This window comes from Mucilaginibacter sp. SMC90 (genome assembly GCF_022811725.1).
GTDB lineage: Bacteria > Bacteroidota > Bacteroidia > Sphingobacteriales > Sphingobacteriaceae > Mucilaginibacter.
This window is the reverse complement of the sequence record NZ_CP094527.1, coordinates 3,575,370-3,597,024: the sequence shown is the minus strand read 5'-3', so window position 1 is coordinate 3,597,024 and position 21,655 is coordinate 3,575,370. Positions and strand designations below refer to the sequence as shown.

At 42.2% G+C, this 21,655-nt stretch carries 19 protein-coding genes; 8 read left to right on the top strand and 11 right to left on the bottom strand.

Features of this window, described 5'->3' with window-relative positions; all coding sequences use genetic code 11:
- Position 1: 1 nt before the first annotated feature.
- Both MTO98_RS15185 and MTO98_RS15180 read right to left on the bottom strand, forming a co-directional pair.
- A complete protein-coding gene (locus MTO98_RS15185; RefSeq protein WP_243487469.1) occupies positions 2–1,294 on the bottom strand; it encodes a glycosyltransferase family 1 protein in 1,293 nt (430 codons plus the stop codon).
- A complete protein-coding gene (locus MTO98_RS15180; RefSeq protein ID WP_243487468.1) occupies positions 1,287–2,261 on the bottom strand; it encodes a glycosyltransferase in 975 nt (324 codons plus the stop codon). The genes MTO98_RS15185 and MTO98_RS15180 overlap by 8 nt, the downstream gene beginning before the upstream one ends.
- Before the next feature lie 353 nt (positions 2,262–2,614).
- Here MTO98_RS15180 and MTO98_RS15175 point away from each other — a divergent pair, with 353 nt between their 5' ends.
- The 8 genes from MTO98_RS15175 (at position 2,615) to MTO98_RS15140 (ending at position 8,605) form a co-directional block, all read left to right on the top strand.
- Positions 2,615–3,298: a response regulator transcription factor gene (locus MTO98_RS15175; protein ID WP_243487467.1), complete on the top strand. Its 684-nt coding sequence runs from the start codon at positions 2,615–2,617 to the stop codon at positions 3,296–3,298.
- Positions 3,299–3,325: 27 nt separating this feature from the next.
- Positions 3,326–3,487 carry a hypothetical protein gene (locus tag MTO98_RS15170; RefSeq protein ID WP_243487466.1) on the top strand — a complete coding sequence of 54 codons (162 nt, stop codon included), beginning with the start codon at positions 3,326–3,328 and terminating at the stop codon, positions 3,485–3,487.
- A gap of 104 nt (positions 3,488–3,591) precedes the next feature.
- Positions 3,592–4,149: a ferritin-like domain-containing protein gene (locus MTO98_RS15165; RefSeq protein ID WP_243487465.1), complete on the top strand. Its 558-nt coding sequence runs from the start codon at positions 3,592–3,594 to the stop codon at positions 4,147–4,149.
- A gap of 424 nt (positions 4,150–4,573) precedes the next feature.
- Complete coding sequence (locus tag MTO98_RS15160; RefSeq protein WP_243487464.1) at positions 4,574–5,782, top strand: zinc-dependent alcohol dehydrogenase; 1,209 nt, start codon at positions 4,574–4,576, stop codon at positions 5,780–5,782.
- 21 nt (positions 5,783–5,803) lie between these two features.
- Positions 5,804–6,622, top strand: a complete 819-nt coding sequence (locus MTO98_RS15155; RefSeq protein WP_243487463.1) for an SDR family oxidoreductase — start codon at positions 5,804–5,806, stop codon at positions 6,620–6,622.
- A gap of 55 nt (positions 6,623–6,677) precedes the next feature.
- Positions 6,678–7,685, top strand: coding sequence for an SDR family oxidoreductase (locus tag MTO98_RS15150; RefSeq protein WP_243487462.1), 1,008 nt, complete (start codon positions 6,678–6,680; stop codon positions 7,683–7,685).
- 11 nt (positions 7,686–7,696) lie between these two features.
- Positions 7,697–8,215 carry a DUF4142 domain-containing protein gene (locus MTO98_RS15145; protein WP_243487461.1) on the top strand — a complete coding sequence of 173 codons (519 nt, stop codon included), beginning with the start codon at positions 7,697–7,699 and terminating at the stop codon, positions 8,213–8,215.
- 6 nt (positions 8,216–8,221) lie between these two features.
- Positions 8,222–8,605 (top strand): hypothetical protein, encoded by a 384-nt coding sequence (locus MTO98_RS15140; RefSeq protein ID WP_243487460.1) that lies wholly within the window; start codon positions 8,222–8,224, stop codon positions 8,603–8,605.
- A 42-nt stretch (positions 8,606–8,647) separates the two neighbouring features.
- On the opposite strand, the gene MTO98_RS15135 is transcribed toward MTO98_RS15140, so the two are convergent.
- From MTO98_RS15135 to MTO98_RS15095, 9 genes are all read right to left on the bottom strand, one after another.
- Positions 8,648–8,962, bottom strand: a complete 315-nt coding sequence (locus MTO98_RS15135) for a hypothetical protein (protein WP_243487459.1) — start codon at positions 8,960–8,962, stop codon at positions 8,648–8,650.
- 347 nt (positions 8,963–9,309) lie between these two features.
- Positions 9,310–9,564, bottom strand: a complete 255-nt coding sequence (locus tag MTO98_RS15130) for a hypothetical protein (protein ID WP_243487458.1) — start codon at positions 9,562–9,564, stop codon at positions 9,310–9,312.
- 31 nt (positions 9,565–9,595) lie between these two features.
- Entirely contained in the window at positions 9,596–10,108 is a 513-nt protein-coding gene (locus tag MTO98_RS15125) for a DUF892 family protein (protein ID WP_243487457.1), read from the bottom strand.
- Between the two features lie 1,580 nt (positions 10,109–11,688).
- Positions 11,689–12,090, bottom strand: a complete 402-nt coding sequence (locus tag MTO98_RS15120; protein ID WP_243487456.1) for a hypothetical protein — start codon at positions 12,088–12,090, stop codon at positions 11,689–11,691.
- Between the two features lie 217 nt (positions 12,091–12,307).
- Positions 12,308–13,324 (bottom strand): type IX secretion system membrane protein PorP/SprF, encoded by a 1,017-nt coding sequence (locus MTO98_RS15115; RefSeq protein ID WP_243487455.1) that lies wholly within the window; start codon positions 13,322–13,324, stop codon positions 12,308–12,310.
- A gap of 2 nt (positions 13,325–13,326) precedes the next feature.
- On the bottom strand, positions 13,327–16,863 hold the full coding sequence (locus MTO98_RS15110; RefSeq protein WP_243487454.1) for a PKD domain-containing protein: 3,537 nt from the start codon (positions 16,861–16,863) through the stop codon (positions 13,327–13,329).
- Between the two features lie 302 nt (positions 16,864–17,165).
- The gene (locus tag MTO98_RS15105) at positions 17,166–17,870 is read right to left on the bottom strand and encodes an NUDIX domain-containing protein (protein ID WP_243487453.1); all 705 of its coding nucleotides are present in this window, start codon (positions 17,868–17,870) and stop codon (positions 17,166–17,168) included.
- A gap of 170 nt (positions 17,871–18,040) precedes the next feature.
- Positions 18,041–19,801, bottom strand: a complete 1,761-nt coding sequence (locus tag MTO98_RS15100) for an ABC transporter ATP-binding protein (protein ID WP_243487452.1) — start codon at positions 19,799–19,801, stop codon at positions 18,041–18,043.
- 33 nt (positions 19,802–19,834) lie between these two features.
- Positions 19,835–21,589 (bottom strand): ABC transporter ATP-binding protein, encoded by a 1,755-nt coding sequence (locus MTO98_RS15095; RefSeq protein ID WP_243487451.1) that lies wholly within the window; start codon positions 21,587–21,589, stop codon positions 19,835–19,837.
- Positions 21,590–21,655: the final 66 nt, after the last annotated feature.

Genomic DNA, 21,655 nt, shown 5'->3' with positions numbered 1-21,655 from the left:
ATCAGGCAGCTTTAATACGTGTAGTATTTTTACGGGCGAACGGATTGGCAGTTTGCCTTAATGCCACTTTATAAACCAATTCAATTTCTTCGGCCACCTTTTTCCAGGTAAAATTAGCATTCACATGTTTTAAGGCATTTTGCCCCATCTCGCTTAACACACTATCATCGGCCATAAGTTCATCTATTTTTCGAGCAAGCGCAATTGCATCTTTAGGTGGCACGAGCGCGCCTGTAATACCATCAACCACACTATATTTGATGCCGCCTACGTTGGAACCGATAACCGGAGTACCGCAAGCCATAGCCTCAAGCGGTGTAATGCCAAACGGTTCGTACCAGGGCGTAGTAATAAAAACGTCCGCAGCAGCGTAATAAAATTTCAAGTATTCCCTGTTTTTCTTACCTGCAAAATGCACCTTATCTGCAACCCTTAAAGAGGTGGCCAAATCTGATAGCCGTTTAAATTCGGGGCATGACGATTCGGTCATATTATCCTGATCTCCGCCAACAATCAGCAATCTGACTTTTTCAGCGCTTTTCTTGCTGAGTGATGCTATGGAGCGGATCACGTTGTCGATGCCTTTGCGCGGCACCATACGGCCAAGTTGCAGCAACACTTTCTCGTCAGGTTTTATCTGCAGCATTTTACGCGCTATGTTTTTACTAATAGGGTAAAACTCTGCCAGGCTAAATCCGCAGGGCACAATTGCGATTTTATCGGGGTCGGCCTGGTAAAATTCCATAAGGTCTTCCCTGTCCTGCGGGCACTCCGCGATGATCTGGTCTGCTTCTTTACAAAGCACCGTTTCTATCGCTAAGCGCTCTTCCGGAAACAGATCTTTTTCTTTTTGATGCAAACGTCTTACATGCCCAAGTGCGTGGAAGGTGATAACAAAAGGGATCCTCATTTTTAGCTTTAGTTTCATAGCAACCAGGCCTGACATGAAGAAATTTGCATGTACCAGATCGTAATTCAGTTTTTCTCTACTTATAAAATTTTGCATCCAACGGGCAAACTCGGGCATGATGGTCAGGATTTCTTCTTTCGGGATGATCCTTGACGGGCCTGCAAGCACATGGATAACCCGAACGTTAGGTACCCACTCCACTACAGTTTGCGCCCTGTTATCTTCACGCCGGGTATATATATCAATAATGTGCCCCTGGTCTGCCAGGTGTTTTGCCAGTTGTGCCACGTAAACATTCTGGCCCCCGGTATCTACGCCGCCAAGACAAGCCAATGGTGAGGCATGTTCGCTGATAAAGGCAATTTTTAGTGGAAGGTTATTCATGGTACATCAATTTTGTTTCGGTATCAATAAGTCTTAAAGGATTGCTTACCTTTTCAAATAATTGCTTCCAATCGGTAGCGAAACGGTTGATATTGAAGCGCGCAATCGCTGTTTCCCGTCCCCTTGCTCCAATTTCAGCGGCCAGTCCAGGATCGTGAAGCAATTGCTGCATTTTTTCAATCAGGTAATCAACATCGGTATGGATATAGCCATTCACACCGTTATCAATTACAGCAGATAATTCGGTGGTGGCAAGTCCTACAACCGGGATTCCCATCATCATAGCCTCACATATGGCCAAGCCCAGGCTGGTATACCTGATAGGGTTAAAAAAGAAGCGATATTTCGATTGAAACGCCGGGAGTTGCGGGTGCAGCACCTCGCCGAGTCCCCATTCGCCCGTACCCATACCCACCAGGTCCACAGCAATTTTTTCCTTTACGGTTTTAAAAACGTCAAAACCTAATAAGCGGCCGCGGGAGGGCAGATTATTGATAATAACTATCCCTTTGGCGAGTTCACCGCTATAAATCGCACCATAATCTGTAACGCCGTGCTCTATGACCATCGTAGGCGTATCGCCACAATCCCACATCAAACGGTTAAAATGCGTTACATGCACGAGAGTAATGTCCGGGTTGTTAATTAAGTGCCTGGTATCGGTTGGGTGCTGGCGCGGAGGGTCGTGCTCAAGGTAGATTTTTGGCAGCGCGCGTTGTTCTTCAGATAAGATCTCGTATTGGTCTGCCAGGTAATTTTGATTGGTTTGAAAAAGGATGCAATCGAATTCCCGGTTCTTTACCTCATCATGAGGTATTTCAATCACGTTCGGGCCAAAAGGGAAGGTTTCTCCGCGTCCGTAATAGCCCTCTGCTTTTTCAGCGCTCGTCGGTATGTAAATTTCATAATTACCCTGCGATAAATAGAACAGGTAACTTCCGTGTATGTGCCAGGTAAATATCTTCATGTTGTCAATGTAAGAAGCGTTTCTTTTGTTTAAACGCTTCAATGACAACATGACAGAAGTGAATGCTGTTTGTACGGTATATACGTGAAAAGTTCGTGTAAACTACCTGTTGTATGTTTTTAGTTAGATGCTACTGAAAGTCGGTAATAATTAAGAGAGACAATAATATAAAATTGACTCGTAACTCTGACCGCACTCGCTAATAAAATCTGTTTCAATATTTCTAAATTTTTAAATTATGAAACATTTAAGAAAAAAAATCATTATTAAATTAATACCATTCCGATACCTACCGGCTAACCGGTGATTAATTTGCCGAATAAAAATTCAATTTTTTTTCTCAAAAAAATAATATGATACGTGTGCTGATAGCAGATGGTAATGAACATACTTTGGCCGGTGTAAAAAACTTGTTGAATAATGAACCTGGATTTGAAGTGCTTGCCCAGGCGTCAGACGGTGAAAGTGTAATCGATTTAATAAGTGCGGGTGTTGTGCCTGATGTAGTTCTTACCGATGTGCACTTGCCACGCATTAACGGGATTTTGTTGGCCGGGCATATCAGCCGGAATTTCCCTTTCATCAAAACTATCATGTTTACCATGGAAGACCAGGAACACTATCTGATTGACGCGTTTAAATCGGGGATAAAAAGTTATTTAACCAAATCGGTTGCGCGGGACGAACTGATTTTTGCCATCGGTCAGGTTAATCAGGGTAAATACTATATGTGCACGCAACTCGCATCAAGGCTTACCCTCCTATTTTTAAAGGGTACCGAAATGACGTCACTTATTGTTGAGCCTAACATCGAATTTTCGGGACGTGAAATGGAGGTACTGCAATTGATTGCCGACGGTTGTACCAACCAGGAAATAGCCAATCAACTATTTACGAGTAAACGAACGGTTGAGGGCCACCGGCAATCCATGATCAATAAAACCGGTGTTCGCAATACTCCCGCATTGGTTAAATATGCCATGCGCTATAATTTAATGAAAACGCGGGAAGATGTTACTCGCAGCACCAGAACATAAACTACGCTACATTAAATACCTATCACTATGAAAAAAACATCAAAACGAAAGATCGCCGTTGCGCTTATCGTTGCTTTTGCACTCCCTATCGCTCTCCTATCCGCTCACACTTGGTCCATAAAAAAAGATGAGCAACCAAAAAAGAAGAAGGCGACTGTTTGCGCCGGAAGAGCAAACCTTAATCCTTAGGATCGATGCAGCAACACAACTTTATGGAATAGTAATTGCACTTATATAAAACGATTGATTACCGCAGTCAAAATCAAATCAATTGACATTTATAAAACTACATTATGCCTACAAAAACAAACAAAAAAGCGACTGCAGCAGCTGCAAGCCGCACACCCAAAGCCGAAAGTGCTTTGAAGGAATTATTCGTTGACGAATTAAAAGATATTTATTGGGCCGAAAAGCATTTGGCTACCGCCCTGCCTAAACTGATTAAAGGCGCAACATCTGAAGATCTGAAACAGACCATCACCACTCACCTTGAAGAGACAAAGAACCAGATCACCAGGTTGGAAAGTGTATTCGAATCGGTAGGTGAAAAAGCGGCTGCGAAAAAATGCCTTGCAATGGAAGGGCTTTTGGCCGAGGCTACAGAACTGTTAAGCGATACCGAAAAAGGAACCGAGGTACGCGACGTAGCGATCATTTCGGCAGCCCAAAAAGTTGAACATTATGAAATTGCGTCCTACGGAACTTTGCGCACGCTGGCTGGCACCCTTGGCTTCAGCGAAGCACAAAGCCTGCTCGACGAAACCCTCGCCGAGGAGAAAAATGCGGATTCTCTGCTTACCCAGGTAGCTGAAAACTATGTAAACGAAGCTGCCGCTGCAGAAACAGAATAATTTTTTAAGATTGACGAAGGCTGCCGAAAGGTGGCCTTCGTTATTTGTTATTTCATTTATAATAATCGGCTGAAATAAATTGAGTTCCGATTTTCTCCATCCGAAAAACGGATTTATTTTATCCTAACGATTTAGCAAAGCCGATGGTTAAAGTGCTACTTGACTCAAGTTGGTAAACTTAAACCGAACTTACTTTTCACCGATTTTCTTAGTATCATCCTTAAGAGATGGTTTTGAGTAACCTACTTTTCCTGATCTCGGTAAGAAGAAGCAAAGAAGTCAATCATCATCTTCTTAAGTTATAATAAGGCCGAAAACCTTAAAAATGGTTCAAGTGTGCCATATCATTTTATTTACGTGATAAATTAAAAAACAAATATTTTTACCTAAAGTTAAATCAATACATTAAAACTTAAATTCTCCTATGAAAGCAGCAGTATTTCACAAACCCGGCGATATTCGCTACGATACCGTTAAAGATCCCCGATTGGAGCAGGATAACGATGTCATTTTAAAAGTTACTTCTACAGCCATCTGCGGTTCCGACCTGCATATCCTGAGCGGCGGCGTACCGCAACCAAAACCCATGATAATGGGACACGAGTTTATGGGCATTGTTGAAGAAGTTGGTAAGGGCGTGACCAAATTAAAAAAAGGCGACCGCGTGGTAGTACCATTCCCAATATCCTGCGGCCATTGCTTTTTCTGCCAACATGATGCTTCTCCGGCCTGCGAAAATTCCAATTATAAACATTATGGGCCTGGCGGTGACATGGCCGATCAGAAAGGCGCTGCACTATTTGGCTACACAGACCTGTATGGAGGATATTCCGGCGGACAGGCGGAATATGTACGTGTGCCTTATGCGGATATCAGCCCGAGAATTGTACCAGATAATATGACCGATGAACAGGTTTTGTTCCTGACAGACATCTTCCCTACCGGCTGGTCGGCAATCGATTGGGCGCAGTTAAAAGGCGGCGAGGTTGTGGCCATATTTGGTTCCGGCCCGGTTGGGTTGATGGCACAGAAAGCAGCCTGGATCAACGGCGCAAGCCGCGTCATTGCAATAGACCCACTAAATTATCGCCTGGAGAAAGCTAAAGCGGTAAATAAAGTGGAAACGCTTAATCCCAATGATGTCGACGTTGTTGAAGCCATCCGCGCAATGACCGGCGGCCGCGGTGCCGATGTTTGCGTGGATGCTGTAGGCTTTGAACCGGAACGAAACATTATAGATAAGGCAAAAGCCCTGATCAATTTCGAGGTAGGCAGCATGAAAGTACTTGATATGGCTTTTAAGGCTGTTCGTCGGATGGGCACAGTTTCTATTATGGGTGTTTACGGATCAACTTACGATAATTTCCCGCTGCACCGTTTGTTCGATAAAGGTATAACCCTTAAAATGGGCCAAGCACCGGTTTTGAATTACATCGACCATTTAATTGAACTGGTAAAAGAAGAAAAAGTAGTACTGGACGATATAATCACCCACACCCTACCCCTAAGCGAAGTGACATATGGTTACGAGATCTTCGATAAAAAAGAAGAGGATTGCGTGAAAGTCGTTTTGAAACCCTGGGAACGGAGGAAACCAACGGATAATACCGAACCTATAAAAATTGAAAATTAAGCATTAGCACTTCATCTACCTATGGAAAATCAACAAAAAACAGCGCTTATTACAGGCGCGACAAGCGGGATCGGCTATGAACTGGCCAAACTCTTCGCACAAAATCATTATAACTTGATCATCGTGGCACGCAATCAGGATGAACTCGAAATAAAACAACAGGAATTCAAATTTAATTACGGAGTTGATGTGAGGATCATATCTAAAGACCTGTCCAAAATGGAAGAAGCGAAAGCTTTATGTCTGGAAATTGATCAGCCCGTTGATGTGCTGGTTAATGATGCTGGCCAGGGCGTATATGGCTTATTTCAGGATAATGACATCGAACGTGAGCTGGATATCATCCACCTGAACGTTTGTGCAACTGTGATCCTGACCAAACATTTTGTAAAACAAATGCTTGGGCGCGGCGAGGGCAAAATCCTGAACCTTGGGTCTGTTGCCGGCAAACTGCCTGGACCATGGCAGGCGGTTTATCACGCCACTAAGGCTTTTGTGCTTTCGTTCACTACAGCAATTCGCGAGGAATTAAAAGACTCAGGCATTACGTTAACAGCCCTGATGCCAGGTGCTACTGATACCGACTTCTTTAACAAAGCAGGCATGCTCGATAGCAAAATAGCACAGGATAAAGAAGCCCTGGCCGATCCGGCGGGTGTAGCTAAGGATGGCTACGACGCATTGATGGCCGGCGATGACCGCGTGATCTCGGGTTTTAAAAATAAAGTTCAGGTCAACATGAGTAACCTAATGCCCGACAGTTCGGTTGCACATACCATGTATGAGCAGCAGCAGCCGGTTGATCAGGAACAGCAAATAAAAATTAGCCATCAGGCCTAATCATGGATAATACACCTGCAGGCCTGGAAAAATAACAGATAAACCGAAAACTAACATGAACGAAGAAAATAAAATGAGCCGGCGACAGGTAGTTGCCGGCTTGGGAGCTGCAATTGCAGCGGCCACTGTTTCGCCTGCATTGGCAGCCACAGGAACATTAAATAAACCGGTTGATGGCCCTGCAAAGATAAGCGATCCAACTAAACTTTATCCCAAACCACCATATAAGAGTCAGCCCCAGCCATGGCCGGGCCTGCAAAGCAAAATGGACCCGGTACCTGATTGTGGTGAAACCAGCTATAAAGGGTCGGGCAGGTTAATGGGACGAAAAGCCCTCATTACTGGTGGAGACTCGGGCATGGGCCGTGCGGCAGCTATTGCTTACGCCCGTGAGGGTGCGGATGTAGCGATCAATTACTATCCTACCGAAGAACAGGACGCACAGGAGGTGATCACCCTGATTAAAAAAGAAGGGCGTAAAGCTATCGCTATCCCCGGCGATCTGCGCAGCGAAGATTTCTGTAAGCAACTGGTGCAAAAAGCCATCAGCGGCCTCGGCGGTCTGGACATTATAGTTAACAATGCCGGCAGGCAGCAGTCTATCAATTCTATTGCAGATGTGACCACCGAGGAGTTTGATTCTACCATGAAAACCAACATTTATGCGCCATTTTGGATCATCCGTGAGGCTTTACCTCATTTGCCGCCGGGTTCAGCTATTATCGGCACTACTTCAGAGCAGGCATATGATCCGTCGCCAGACCTATATGCTTACGCGCAAACCAAGGCTGCTACCATGAATTATGTGAAATCCCTTGCCAAACAATTAGGCCCGAAAGGTATCAGGGTTAATGGCGTCGCGCCAGGGCCAATCTGGACCGCCCTGCAGATCAGTGGTGGCGCGCAGCCCGAAAAACAACAAATGTTTGGGAGCTGGACCATGCTGGGCCGGCCGGGGCAACCTGCAGAGCTGGCTTCTATTTATGTACAATTAGCAGCATCCGATGCCAGCTTTGCTTCCGGGCAGATTTATGGTGCATCGGGTGGTGTTGGTCAACCTTAATCCAGATGAGCATGAAAAAAGCGATTTTTATTTCACTCCTGTGCATTGGCGGTTTCACCGTCCATGCACAGATCCCGCAGCCCGATCCCGATACCACGGCCCGGCATTTTCTGATCGTTGCCAGCATCGGTAATCTGCAGGAAGCAAGTGCAGGCCAACTTGCTGTACAAAAAGCAAACCTCGCCGACGTTCGTTCTTTTGGCCAGATGATGGTTAAAGATCATACCCAGGCCGAGCAGCAATTGTTACAGCTCGCTAAAAGCAGGGGTTACAACTTGCCCGCAGCGGCAACAGGAAGTATTCAACCCGATCTCAACCTGAAAAATGCAGGTCCGGATTTTGACAGGTTGTATGTACACGGGATGTTAGCAGGGCATAATAATACGGTACAAACTTTTGAAAATTATGCCGTGAATGGTAAAGATCCGGCGGTCAAGGCGTTTGCGCAACAGCAACTCCCTGCGCTTAAAGCGCACCTGTCTGCCATAAAGGTGCTCGATGGAAGAATAAAGGATCAGGTAGCAAAGTAAATGATTATGAAAGACGAAAATATTAAAACCGCCGCGCGTGTGTTGTTAGGTGCAAGCCTGGTATTGGCCGGTATCAGCCATCTTACTTTTGCACGAAAAGATTTCAGGGCACAGGTTCCCAAATGGGTTCCATTGAAAAAAGATGATACCGTTATTTACTCCGGCTTCGCTGAAATTGCACTAGGTGCGGCTTTGGCGCTCAGTCCTAAACATACTGAAAAAACTATGGGAAAAATTGCCGCGGGTTTCTTCACCGCTGTTTTTCCAGGAAATATAGCGCAATACACGCATAACCGGGACGCTTTCGGGCTTAACACATCCAACAAAAGGTTAGCGCGGTTATTTTTTCAACCGGTTCTTATCACCTGGGCGTTAAAAAGTACGCAATAGTTATTGCACTTTCGAAAAAGCATTTCAACACAGCGCCGGAACTTATTTCGACGCTGTTTTTTTTGATGAGGATATTTTCGTCCAGCCCGTTTTATCTCCTAAAACTATAAGCTGGTAGCTTTTGAATATTCCTCTAATTTTAACGTTATCTTTAGCATTAAGCACAGTGATCTCTTCTGCATTGCTGTCGGGTGCGTCATATATTGATCGCCGGTACCGGATAGTTTCAGTACGCTCAGGAAGCGGCTTTATCTGCGAGGCCTTAACAATTGCTGATGTGTTATCAGGATAGATTACTATATAGTAATTTTTTGTTGCGGCGCTGATGGTGACCGGGATAGCACTGTAACTTGCCATAGTCGCCAGCTTTACTACGGGTGCAGTAACAGCTGGCGGAGTTTCATTTTGAGGCTTAACAAATAAAAGTGGGTCTATCGCACCGCCGCTGGTATAAATCCCAAAATGCAAATGCGAAGGAATATCTTTCGCATTGTTAAACCAAAATTTGGTATTTTTCGAGCAAGATCTTTCCAGCTTTTTGTAATTTCTAAAAATGCTGGATAAGCGTTTATGATATTGGCGGGCATAATCAGGTTACGCTTACGGCAGGTAAGGTTATTCTTCCTGACGCGGCCACATGCCTGGGTTTTCCCTGACCTCGTTTAATTGTTCGATCAGTTCCTCTATTTCGTCAGAGGATAGGGTCAAATCACCATCTCTTGTGTAGCTGTATATACGTCCTGGTACATCGAAGTTAGATAGCCCATGTAACTTGGTTCGTCATTATGATTTATCCCCAGTATCTCCAGGTTACGGTAAAATTCTCTCGAGAGAGATTCGTCCTTTTTATGGATGTGGTAGGTACGCGTAATGATCGTGTGCCCGTCGAGATGAGCCTGCGTGTCCGGTATTATTATTAAAGACAGCTGAGGACTTAAGGTAAAATAGATAGGAACCATGTAGATTAATTTATTTTAATTTGTTGTATGATTAGTGTAAAGCAAGCATGGCTTTCAGCGCTTTTTTACTTTGATGAGCCTCCTTGCAACAAACAGACATAAGTTTGACGATACTTTTCGGCTTGATGTTTTTTGCCAAACTGAGAAGTACCCTGAAGGCGTCTATCTCGATCCCTTCGGCTATGATGAGATGGGTTAGGATAATGACATCCGTTTTGGGGGATTTGCTATTTATGTTTTCTTTCAGGAATTGTTCCAGATTAAGGCATCCGTTTAACATCGGTGCTTGGGTAGTCAAAGTTAAACCTAACAGATTCTTCGTTAAACAAACCCTGATCAGTTGGCCATTAATAATAGTTGCGGATTCGAGAAGAAGCAACTTAACGTCTTTAGCGTAAGCTCTGGATACGAAAAAAGGGAGATGATTGATCAACGCGACTTTTGAATTGTGAACGTCGGAAAGAATAGTAATAAATAAATCTGTTTTTTCAGACCTCGTTAATCTCTGCTGACTAATTGTCGGCACTTCAGGGAATTTTTCCATGGCAATCACACTTAAGGTAATGACAGCAATGTTGGTAAAGAGAAGTGCTTGAAAATATGGTAGATCGCTTGAGCTGTAAGTAGTTAATGTTTATTTTTAAAAATAGTTTCACTTCTAATTATTTTTTTTTCATTCAACTTAAAATAAAAAAGAAATGAGCACTTTTAACCTGTTCTTAACTTTACACCGATTTCCATTTATGATTTTCTTGATATTTTGGATACATTTTAAGCCTTTTACCCTTGCCCCGAAAATTAATTACAGCTTCTGTAGGCATTAAAATATCGATTATAAAGACTATCTATCTCTTAAGCACAATCTAATTCCATTTAAGATAATTGTCGTTTACGCTTAGTTCGTTCGCTAATTGGGGGACTACACGGGTATTTCTGCTAGTAAGAAGCGGGCAATATACAGGATGATTTAAAGAGTAAGGCATTTACTTCAGGTCCAGCCATGAAATAAAAGCTAACCCACATACTTGAGCGGTCCTGCATGATTTCAAAGGTGTCCTCCTGCAAAACATTTACCTCGTATGCGCAGTATCGTGTTGATAAATGAAACACTGCAATTTTTATTAAAGCAATAATATTTGATTTTAGTGTTGTTCATGTCTCAACCCTGTTTTACACCAGTCTATTACCTACACAAATAGCGGTGATCTATTTGGGAACCTCTAAATAGAATGAAAACACAAAGCATTGATTTATAACGGAGATTAAACTGATTATCTTCTTTAACTAACCTAGCTCAGCATTTAAAATATCTCATTGCTACCTGATAGCATACCATTGCTTTGTCTAACATTCTCATTAGAATAGCTGCTTAACACATCTAAAAAAACCTAATAATTATATTAATAGCATAATAAGGTCAATTAGTGCCAATTTGATAAGTACACAGTGAGCAGTGTCAAAAGCCCAAATATTGATATTGAAGGTTAGCCGGTTATATGATTTTTCATGCCCCCTGCGGAAATTATATAACTCAATATACTTTGCACCAATCAGCACCAATGACTATTTAAGCAAACCATTTTGTTGAAAACACCTGTTGTTTTAACCCTATTACTATTCATTTAATCCATTTAGATTTGATACTCAGCGTCGATTATTGTAAATTTGAATATAGCATTTGCAGCTAATTTCACGAAAATAAAAGTGGTGAGTAAATCGGTGAGTTCGAAATTGAAAACCCTTAAAATATCAATTTAGAGCGAAAAATAGGTACGTAAACAAATCCCTAACTCTCCGCTAAGTATTATCAATCAAAAGCGCTGTAAATTACTTACGGCGCTTTTTGTTTTTAGCGTGCAAAGCCAGCAATACCTGTAACATTACCCAATCTAACATAAAGCCGCCCCATAATCTATTGATGAAGCGGCTTTATTTTGGTATTAATGAGCCCCTATTGTGCCATCTCCGGCACCGGCTCCTTCAACATCCTGATCCGGAAGATCGGCCAGGCTACCATCTTCATTTAATACATTGAACTGTTTTTTACCTCTTTGATATTCTCCTGCCTCGAGGCTGTATGATCATCTTTATAATCATTCATGATTCTTTTCCTCCTATCATTAATTAAATTCCTTCCGTACCTGGCTCATGACCTACCATTCTACCTGTAGTACGGCCTTGCGGACGGCTCTCGAAGTCGGTTTTAGCGGGGCCAACTGAAGGAAATTCTTTTTTATTCGGCGGGGTTACGTCTGTTTGTTCACTAAATGAAGTATCGGCGCTCCTGTCGGGCTGATTTATTTCCGGTTGGCTATGGGTTCCAACATGTTCTTCCTCAGTTTTTTCTACTTCAGGCTTTTCATCATAGTTTGTTATGTCATCTGTCTCATCAAGGTCATCATCGTCGCTTTCAAGCTCGCCACTTGAATAAGCTTCATCCCCATTTAAAGAAAATGAATTGGTATTGTTTTCAAAATCATCGCGATTGTTATCCTGGTTTCCCCAGTTTTCGTTATTGGTATTCATAGGTTTTATTTTAGTTGTTATTAAACAAACCCATGAAACAATTATATTGTTTTAATTTTTTTCTTTTTAAGAAATTAAATTTCAATTCAATGAATTATTATGACTAATAAATAATCACTAAGAAAATGATGAGAAAATAAAAAAGAGATACACAATCGTAATTCTGTATCTCTCTTTAAAAGACATATGGCCTTTCACGGCACCCAACCCGCCTTGATTAAAACGTATGTTGCGGACAGGTTACTTTGTAGCGATTATTAAGCAGGATACCTAACACGATTTCATGCGAACCATGACTAACAGTGTTTAATGCAGATGTTGTAAAATCGTAAGAGTAGCCAACATTGATAAGCGAGCTCAGGTTAAACCCTACCAATGCAGCGTATGAGTCATTTCGACGATATGAGCCTCCTATCCAGAATTTATCTCTGAACGACATTTTCATATTCACATCAAAAGTAACAGGAACCGGTGCTATAAATTTCAATAAGGCCGAAGGCATTAATGTAATGTCATCAGATACAAACAACTTAACGCCACCTGTAACAAAATAATGCGGCACCGTTTTATTTTGCACAGCGGTTGTTGAGGTGGTTACATATAAATTTTGAGGAAGAATTTGCTGTACCGACACACCGAGGAAATAATTAGATGAGTATGCCCATACACCTACCCCTAAATCAGGTTTCCACTGTGAGCCTGTGATGTTATTGATGGTTGGGTCGTTTTGATCAACGTAAGTAAGTTTACTTACATCAATAACATTATGGCTAACCCCGGCCGATACCCCGACCGCTAAATTTAGCTTTTCGGTAAGCCCAAGGTGATAAGCGTAAGTAGCATCAATATTTGTTTGTGTTATCGGGCCGGTTTTATCTGATACCACCATTAAACCAATGCCATGGTGAGGCTCTGCAGCCATATAGTTTTGCGTATATGACCTGCTCGACGGATTCAAACCACCACCTGCAGGAAAAGCAGTGGCATCTCCTTGTAAAAACCTGTTGCCTATAGGTGCATTTACCGAAAGATAAGATGTCACCGGTGCACCATCAAGCCCGGTCCACTGGCTGCGATAACCCAATTTTACATCGGTGTAATTTTCAATACCGCTTAAAGCAGGGTTTAAGAGGTAATTATTGAACACGTATTGGGTGTACTGCGGTCGCTGCTGCGCTTTTAGCAATTGGGTTGATACAGCAATAACGATTAGAGTATATAAAATTCGCTTCATTTTTATCTGATAATGGTCACATTACCTGCAATAACCTCGCGGCCATTTTTGGGGTCAATAATATAATAATAAGTTCCGGGAGGTAAATATGAACCATTGTATTTCCCATCCCACGGTACACTATAACCAATCGACGAATATACCTTTTCTCCGTATCGGTTGTATACGTCAACTTTATTATTTGGATAACTTTCTAAATATTTAACATTCCAAATGTCGTTCACTCCATCGCCGTTAGGAGTAAATACATTAGGCACAACTAAAAACTTCAAAACCTTTACCGATACGGTTGCCATTGCTTCGCATCCGTGTTGAGATGTAACAACTACCTGGTAGGTAACATCCTGTGCAGGACTTGCAACCGGATTAGCTATATCATCATGATCAAGGCCTGTAGCAGGCGTCCACTTATAGCTTAGGTTGTTATCGTTTACAATGGGTTTTAAAACATGCTTTGTTCCCTCAAGCATGGTAAAATCCTGACCAAGCGAAACAATAGGCGATGCATCTACTTTAACCTGTTGAAGAACTGTATCAGCGCATGTATTGGCGGTTGTATAAATGTACCTGATGTCAAATACCCCGGGGCCTGAAACGGCCGGATTGAACAGGCCATCGGCAGTGACCCCTATTCCTGAAAACACACCCAAGCCGGCAGGCCCATCAAGTTTTGGCTGCAATTGATATGGTGGCGATTCGACGCAAAAAACGGGTGTCTGATCAAAGGCAATCTTAGGCGACGCTTTTAAAATGATAGGGATTTCTGCAATATCAGAACATGACGTGCCTGAATATGCTATAGCCCGCAGCGTAACGGAGCGAGTGCCTGTAGTAAACGAAGGATATTTATGCCTTAACTGCAAGCCCTGTGCAGGATGGTCATAAACTACTGTAGTGGATGGATCACTGTTGTCATATGTAACCTCGAGCCGCGTAATCTCGCCAAAATTAACTGACGATCTGTTTTCAAAAAAAACCTCCTGGGCGCTGCACAACGACATGGGGTTTTGAACATATACTACAGCCTTTGGCTTGCTCCCGTTAACTGTTAATAATTTTGACGCTGATGTAAATGAGCATCCGTTTTTTGAAATAACCTGAAGTGTAACCTGGTAGTTGCCAGCCAGAAAATGGTGTCGGGGATTTTTTTCGTGAGAAATATTGAGGTTGCCCGCAGTGGCATTAGGGTCGCCAAAATTCCATTCATAGGTAAAATCAGCTTCTGTTGCATCAGCAATTGTGCTTTGATCAGTAAATTGAGCAAAGTCATCCTCGCAGGCATCGGGTAATAAAAAATCAACTACTGGCACAGGATAAACGTTAACAGGCAGCGGTACTATTTTGCTTGTACAACCGTTACTATTCGTCACAGTTAGTTTAACCAAATAATCTCCCGGGCTGCTATATGTATGGTTAAACGGATTTTTGCTTGTCAGGGTTTCAACAGGTGTCCCATCGCCAAAGTCCCATTGCCAGCTAATTATATTTCCTTCTGCTGATGTTGAGTTATCAGTAAAAGTAACATCCTGCCCGGCACAGCCCGGCAACGAATAATTAAATGATGCAACAGGTGGTTTTGAAATATGTATTTTTAATGGGTCAGTGGCAGCTCCGCATCCATTTTCATTGGTCACAAATAGTGTTACCAGATAATCGCCCGGCTGGGAATATTCGTGTACGGGGTTTTGAATAATATCACTTGCTCCATCGCCAAAATCCCACTTCCACGTCTTAATCTGCCGGGTACCTGATGTTGATTGATCGGTAAATTGAACGTTTTCACCCAAACAGCCATGGGCATAATTAAATTTCACAATTGGCGGCGCTGAAATATTGAAATCAAACTGAACATCCTCATTTGACCCGCATTCATCCGCAATAGGGTTAAATACAGTAGCCACTACGGTATAATCGCCGTCATTGTAAACCTCAGCCACCGGATATTCGTAAGTGTAAAGCACTTTCGAATCTTTTATAATTGAACCCGTTGGCGCAGGGTTGTTCATAATAACAGGTGCTGTGCCATCTTTAAAATTCCATGTAATTTTGTTTGTTTGAAACGGCAATGTAAGCTGCAGTTTGTAATGTGTACCTGCGCAGCCATTTGCCTGCAAAGATCTATCGGCCGGATTTAGCAGTGAAATAAACTCATTCAGGTTTTTGAGGTTAGTGCCGGCAGCATAACCATATGACTCTTTTCCGCCAAATCCATAAGCTATTGCATTAAAACCATCTGATGCCTTAATGTTATGCACACCTGCGTTTACACTTATTTGCGCATATGAATAAATGCTGTTGGGCACTTGTGAAAACTGGGTATATGGTAGCCCATCGAGTGAAAAAGTTGGAACCGCGGCCGTTTTAATAATAACATTGATAGAATTATTCTGTATCAGATAATTACTGGTTGAATTCAGCGTAACATGATCAAGGGTTTGCTCAATAGGTGTCAGGTATATCATTTCAGGATCACCTATATCCGAAGCAATAAGCTGACAATTTAAACCTTCGCCCTGGGTTACCGCGTATTGTGCCACCTGAATTGGCTTATCGGCAGTGATAACGTTTGGTGTGGTTGAGGTAAACTCGTAATATAAACCATTAACTAAACCTCCCTGTGGCGCTGCCCCATTCACCGTAACCTTTGTATCTGACGAACTAAGTACTATTCTTAAAATATCGTAATTACGTCCTTTTAAAGGCGCAGTTATATAGTTTTTACCCCAAACTGCCATAGGATAAACCTGCTGAAAGAGGTTATCTGAGGATCCTTTATCCCCCTGGCACCCAATACTTATCTTTGAACTACCTGAAAAAACGGCTATTTTTTTGCAGGTTCCGGCGGTACTTGCAATTGATCTTATGCGCGTGCCGGTAAGATCTGTGGCTGATAACCCCTGGTATACTTCGCCTTTTTTTAAATTCAGTGTAAAAGGCTGGTTTGCGAGGATGCCGTTCAATAATGGCTGCGAAGGTGTTATCTCGACGGTGGTATTATCCTCGGTAGCTATTACCGCAAAGGTTGAATATGATGGTACGCCTTCATTACCTCTTGTACCGTTGTTTGAGTTTGATATTTGTTTATAATTGATGGAAAGATAATCTTTACCCAATGTATTCACCGGCAGCAAAAGTGTTGCCCCGGATACGTTCTGCGCAAAAATATGTGCGTAAACTGCGATGGGTTTCAACGAGGTAATATGAATCCCCTTTAAAAATTGCCCTTGTTTGCCTACAAAAGCCCCCGAGGGGATATCAACTGTTAATATATCCTTTGCCTTAACCTGGTAACTATTTGAAAAGCTGCCATCGGCAACCTCAACAGTTACGGAGGTGTTTATATCAGCTGTTATATAAAGTTCCATCTGGCTGCCATTACCAAGGGCATCAGGGTTACCGGCAGCGCCGTCTACATGATCAATATATGCGGTATAAAACTCTGTACCTTGGTTTGATGAACCTTGAGCGAAAGTGCAAATAGTGAAGCATAAGAAAATAAATGCGAGACTTATCCACCGCCAAAAAAATATATTGCTCAAAGGTTTTCAGTTGGGTTTGATTTTGTAGTATTTAAACTCCCCCTTAAAAGTACAAAAAGCATAATTGATAAAACAGGATAATTGTATAAAAATTAGCTGCGCTCAATTTTATGTTATCTCTCTACGTAGCGTTTTCGTTAGCCACATGTTCGGGAGCAGTTTGAACAACGTTTTCAGGTCACCGCGTGCTCGGGCTTAGCAATTGTTTTGCCTACTATAAAATTACTATCGAAATCCTGTTTATGAGGTCTTGATTGTACGAGAATTAGTTTGGGCTGCCAGTTCAAAAACAAACAAGCCGCCTAAAAAAACTTATCTGGATTGGGTACCAGGTTCAGGAACTTTTCAAAGTTTTCTTCGTAATGTGACTGATCAAGCTTGTAGTAAAACGCACCTTTTTTGGATGAAAGTTTATCTTTTTCCGGAAGCTTTACAAGCAGTCCTGTTGAAAGCAGTTTACGGCTAAAGTTTCTGTCGTCAAATTTGGTTTGATAAACACCTTCATAAAGCGCCTGCAACTGCGGGATGGTAAATTTTTCGGGCAACAGCTGGAATAATATCGGGTGAAGCGCAGCTTTATAACGCAGCTGTCTTTTAGCCAGCCGCACCATTTCATTGTGATCAAATATTAGATCGGGCATTTCATCCAGTAAAAACCATTCGGGATGATATTCATCACTTAACTGTGCCTCATACTGGTGAATATCGATAAGCGCAAAATAAGCCACAGAAAGGGTCCTTTCCACCGGATCACGCTCTGGCCTGCCAAATACCTGAAACTGCTCCATGTAAACATTCTTAAGCCCGGTACGTAATTCAAGTACACGGTTTGCTGCATCTTCAGGCGATTCGGTTGGTTTTATAAACCCACCTATCAGGCTCCATTTATGTATTTCGGGCTCAATGCCACGCTGAACGAGCAATAACTTGATATTTGCTCCGTCAAATCCGAATATGATACAATCTGTAGCTACTAATATGCGCGTTTCGCCGCTGTACTTATGCATAACTTAGGTTAAGTTTATATGCAATGGTAAAAATAATTTAGCAATTATTTAGTGTTAATCGGACAACTATTTTATGGTTCAGCAATTTATTAACCCAAATTAAATGATTTATCATGTTGTGATAAAAAGCAAGACAAGTTTATAATATATTGAATACGCGGTTAAAAAAATCAACTAACTCTTTTCCCCTGAAGCAATAAATCCATAGCATCATCAAACGATCCTGCCCTGATCACTTCTCCCGAGTTCACAAAAAAGATCTCATCAGCATTTTCAATTGTATTTAAACGGTGCGCAATGATCACTCTTGTAGTAGTTTTTGGTAGGTTATCTAAAATGTCGCTCAATAGTTTTTCGGTAATGGTGTCAATGTTGGCTGTGGCTTCGTCAAGTATAAGGATTTCGGGATTGCGCAATACGGCCCTCATAAATGCAATTAATTGCTTTTGCCCTAAACTGATGCTGTCTCCACCTGACAAAACTTTGGTTTCCAAGCCTTCTTCAAAAATAGCCAGCAGGCTCCCCAGGTTGGCGTCCCTGATCACCTGCTCCATTTCTTCATTAGTATGATTTTTAAACAGTTCATTTCCGTACAGGATATTATCCTTTACTGTACCCGTAAACAGGAACGGCTCCTGCAAAATAAATCCTATTTTTTGGCTCCGTTCTTCGGCTGTCAGGCTACGAATGTCCATTCCGTTTAACAACACTAAACCTTTAGTTGGATCATATAAACGAGCTATTAATGAAGCAGTTGTTGTTTTGCCACCGCCTGTTGGGCCAACTAATGCATAAGTTTTACCGCGCTCCAATTTAAAGCAAATATTATGGAGGATCTCCCGGCTTTCGTCATAACTGAAATGCACATGCCTGAACTCCAGTAAAGCGGCGTCAGGTTCGTTAATACCCGCCTCAAGTACTGGCAAATCAGTTTCAAGGGATAAGATCTGCGAGATCCTGTCCCAGCCAGCCATTGCCAGTTGAAAGTTTGTCCATAACGCTGCCAGTTGCCTTAAAGGGTTATAAAAGTTGGTTGCATATGACAGGTAGCTCACCAGCAACCCCACAGAGAACATGCCTTTGCTGATCAGATAAATGCCAAAACATAGCACGATTAACTGCGCAACGCTCGCAAATAAACCGTAAACCGGCACAAATATGTTATTGGCCATACCCGACCCAATGGCTGTTTTATAGTTTTGATTATTGGCGATATCAAAGCGCTTACGAAAATAATCGCGTCTGTTAAAGGCAATAATTACTTTAAAATTGTTAAGGCTCTCCTGGATCTCACCGCTCAATGCCCCGGTACTTTTCAAATTAGCAGCATTTTTCTTTTTTATCCACGATGACAATACCAACGTTAAAAACAGAATGACCAAAGCCGGGCACAACGCAGCTGCTCCCAATTCAATATTAATAGCCAGCAAAAAAATACCGGCCCCTATCATAATGGAGATATTGCCGATAAATTGCATCAGCGACTGGGAGAAGAACTGATTAAGCTTATCCGTATCATTATTTACCCTGGATATCAGGTCGCCTGCTTTATTTTGGTTAAAGAAAGCAACCGGCAATTGCTGTAATTTATTAAAGATAGAATTACGCAGGGTAAACAACATTCTTTGTCCCACCCCGCCCATCAACGTAGTTTGCTTATAACTGGTAAATAAAGCCACCAGGTACATGCAAAACAAAATGGCCGCATTGTGTAAAACGCCGTTAAAGTCCTTGTGCTGCACATACTTATCAATGGTATGACCAATAATAAGTGGCCCAAGCAGGTTAAGCGTTGAGTTAACGAGAATGGCAAAAAAAGCGATTGTTAACGTACGCTTTTCGTGGGCTATAAGCTGGAGCAGCTTTTTTAACCCGGCCAGTGTCGAACTTTTGTGCTGATTTTTACCTAAATAATTTAGATCGTAGTTCATGGTAACGAATATTTTTCTTTGCTAACGCAATGATTAATGGTTAACGCCCTGTTCGTAATTGCTGGTACTTTGCTGCGAATTGAAGATCTGCACGTAATCCGGGCTGGTTTTCATTAGTGTATCATGTACGCCACTGGCTACAATTTCACCCTGCATCAGTAAAATGATCTGGTCATAATGTTCAACCGAGGCGATTTTTTGGGTTACCGATATCAGGGTTAAACCAGGATAGTTTTTTTGGATATTTGCTAAGATCTTCCGTTCAGTGTTATTATCCACCCTGGCCGTGAAATCATCGAGCAACAAAATTTTTGGATTAACCGCGAGCGCCCGGGCCAGCATAATGCGCTGCTTTTGACCGCCCGAAAGACTTGATCCCCGTTCGGAAACTATGGTACTCAATTTATCGGGCAGGCTATCAATAAACGTGCTTAGCTCTGCCGTTTCAATAGCTTTTTGAAGCGACTCATCGGTTACCGTATCGCTGAACGCGATATTTTCACGGATGCTCATGTTAAAAATGATACTATCCTGAAAAACGAAGCCAACCTGCCGGTGAAAGGTTTCACTATCGTATTCGGCAAGCGGCTTACCGTCAAACAGCACCTCACCTTCTGTAGCATTGATCAGGCCCGTGAGTAAATACAACAATTGTGTTTTACCTGCAGATGTTGGCCCGATGATAGCAATTTTTGAGCCTGCTTTAACATCAAACGTAACATTTTTTAAAGCCGATTTTTGCCCGTAGGTTATCGTAACATTTCTGAGCTCAACATCGCCGCGCAGGGTATCTTTAAGTGGCCCGCCATCGGTAACATCCGGTGCGTTCAAAACAACACTTATCCGCGTAAAGGAGGCTGTGGCCTGGGCAATCAAGTTGCTCATAAACCCTAAAATAAATATCGGGAATATCAGTAGCGACAGGTAGCTGTTAAAAGCAGCAAAGCTGCCTAAGGTCATGCTGCCACTGATAACAAAATGGCCGCCCATTACTAAAATAGTAAATGCAGCCATGTTGGCTGTAAACGTTACAATGGGAATGAGCCCTGCAAAAAAGCCAAGAATCCGTAAGCCATAATCTTTCGCCTCGGTGTTTGCAACTAAAAACTTATTGTACTCCAACTGCTGTGAGTTAATAACCCTTATTAGCGCTGCCCCAAGAATACTTTCATTAATTACTTTATTAAGCTGATCGATAACTCCACGGCTTTTCATAAAAAGGGCACGCACATTTTTTAAAACATAAAAAAAGGTGCCCCCGATAATAGGGATAATGGTAATTACAACCAGCGCAAGCTTCCAGTTGATTGTAAGCAACATTACGCTGCAACCAATAATGATAAAAAGCGATGATACAATAGAAACCAGGGCCTGTGAAACAAACAATTTAATTGAATCAATATCAGAAGTTAAGTTGGTTAACAGTTTTGAAGGATTGGCCTGCTCTATAAAAGCATGCGTTTGCCGTGATATTTTATTTGCCAGTTGTTGCCGAAGGTCACGCGCCACTTTTTCAGACGCGTATATCTGTACAATGGCCTGTAAGCCTGCAAACAAAAACACAATTAGTGTTGCAGTAAGGAATTTGGCCATAACCTCGTTAATAACAAAATGGTGATTGGAATAAGCATCTATACCATTTGCTACAATTTTAGGCAACCATAGGTTCATTGCATTACCCAATAAAGCAAATAGCAGCAACAATGCCACGAGTCCTTTATATGGCTTTAGCAAACTAAACACACCGGGAGGTTTAGTATTTGTTTTTTTTGTATGATCAGGTTGCATGATGATCTTGATTTATAATTCGCTTTTTGTGGATATCAATTGCTCCGTATTAGGGTTGACGATTGG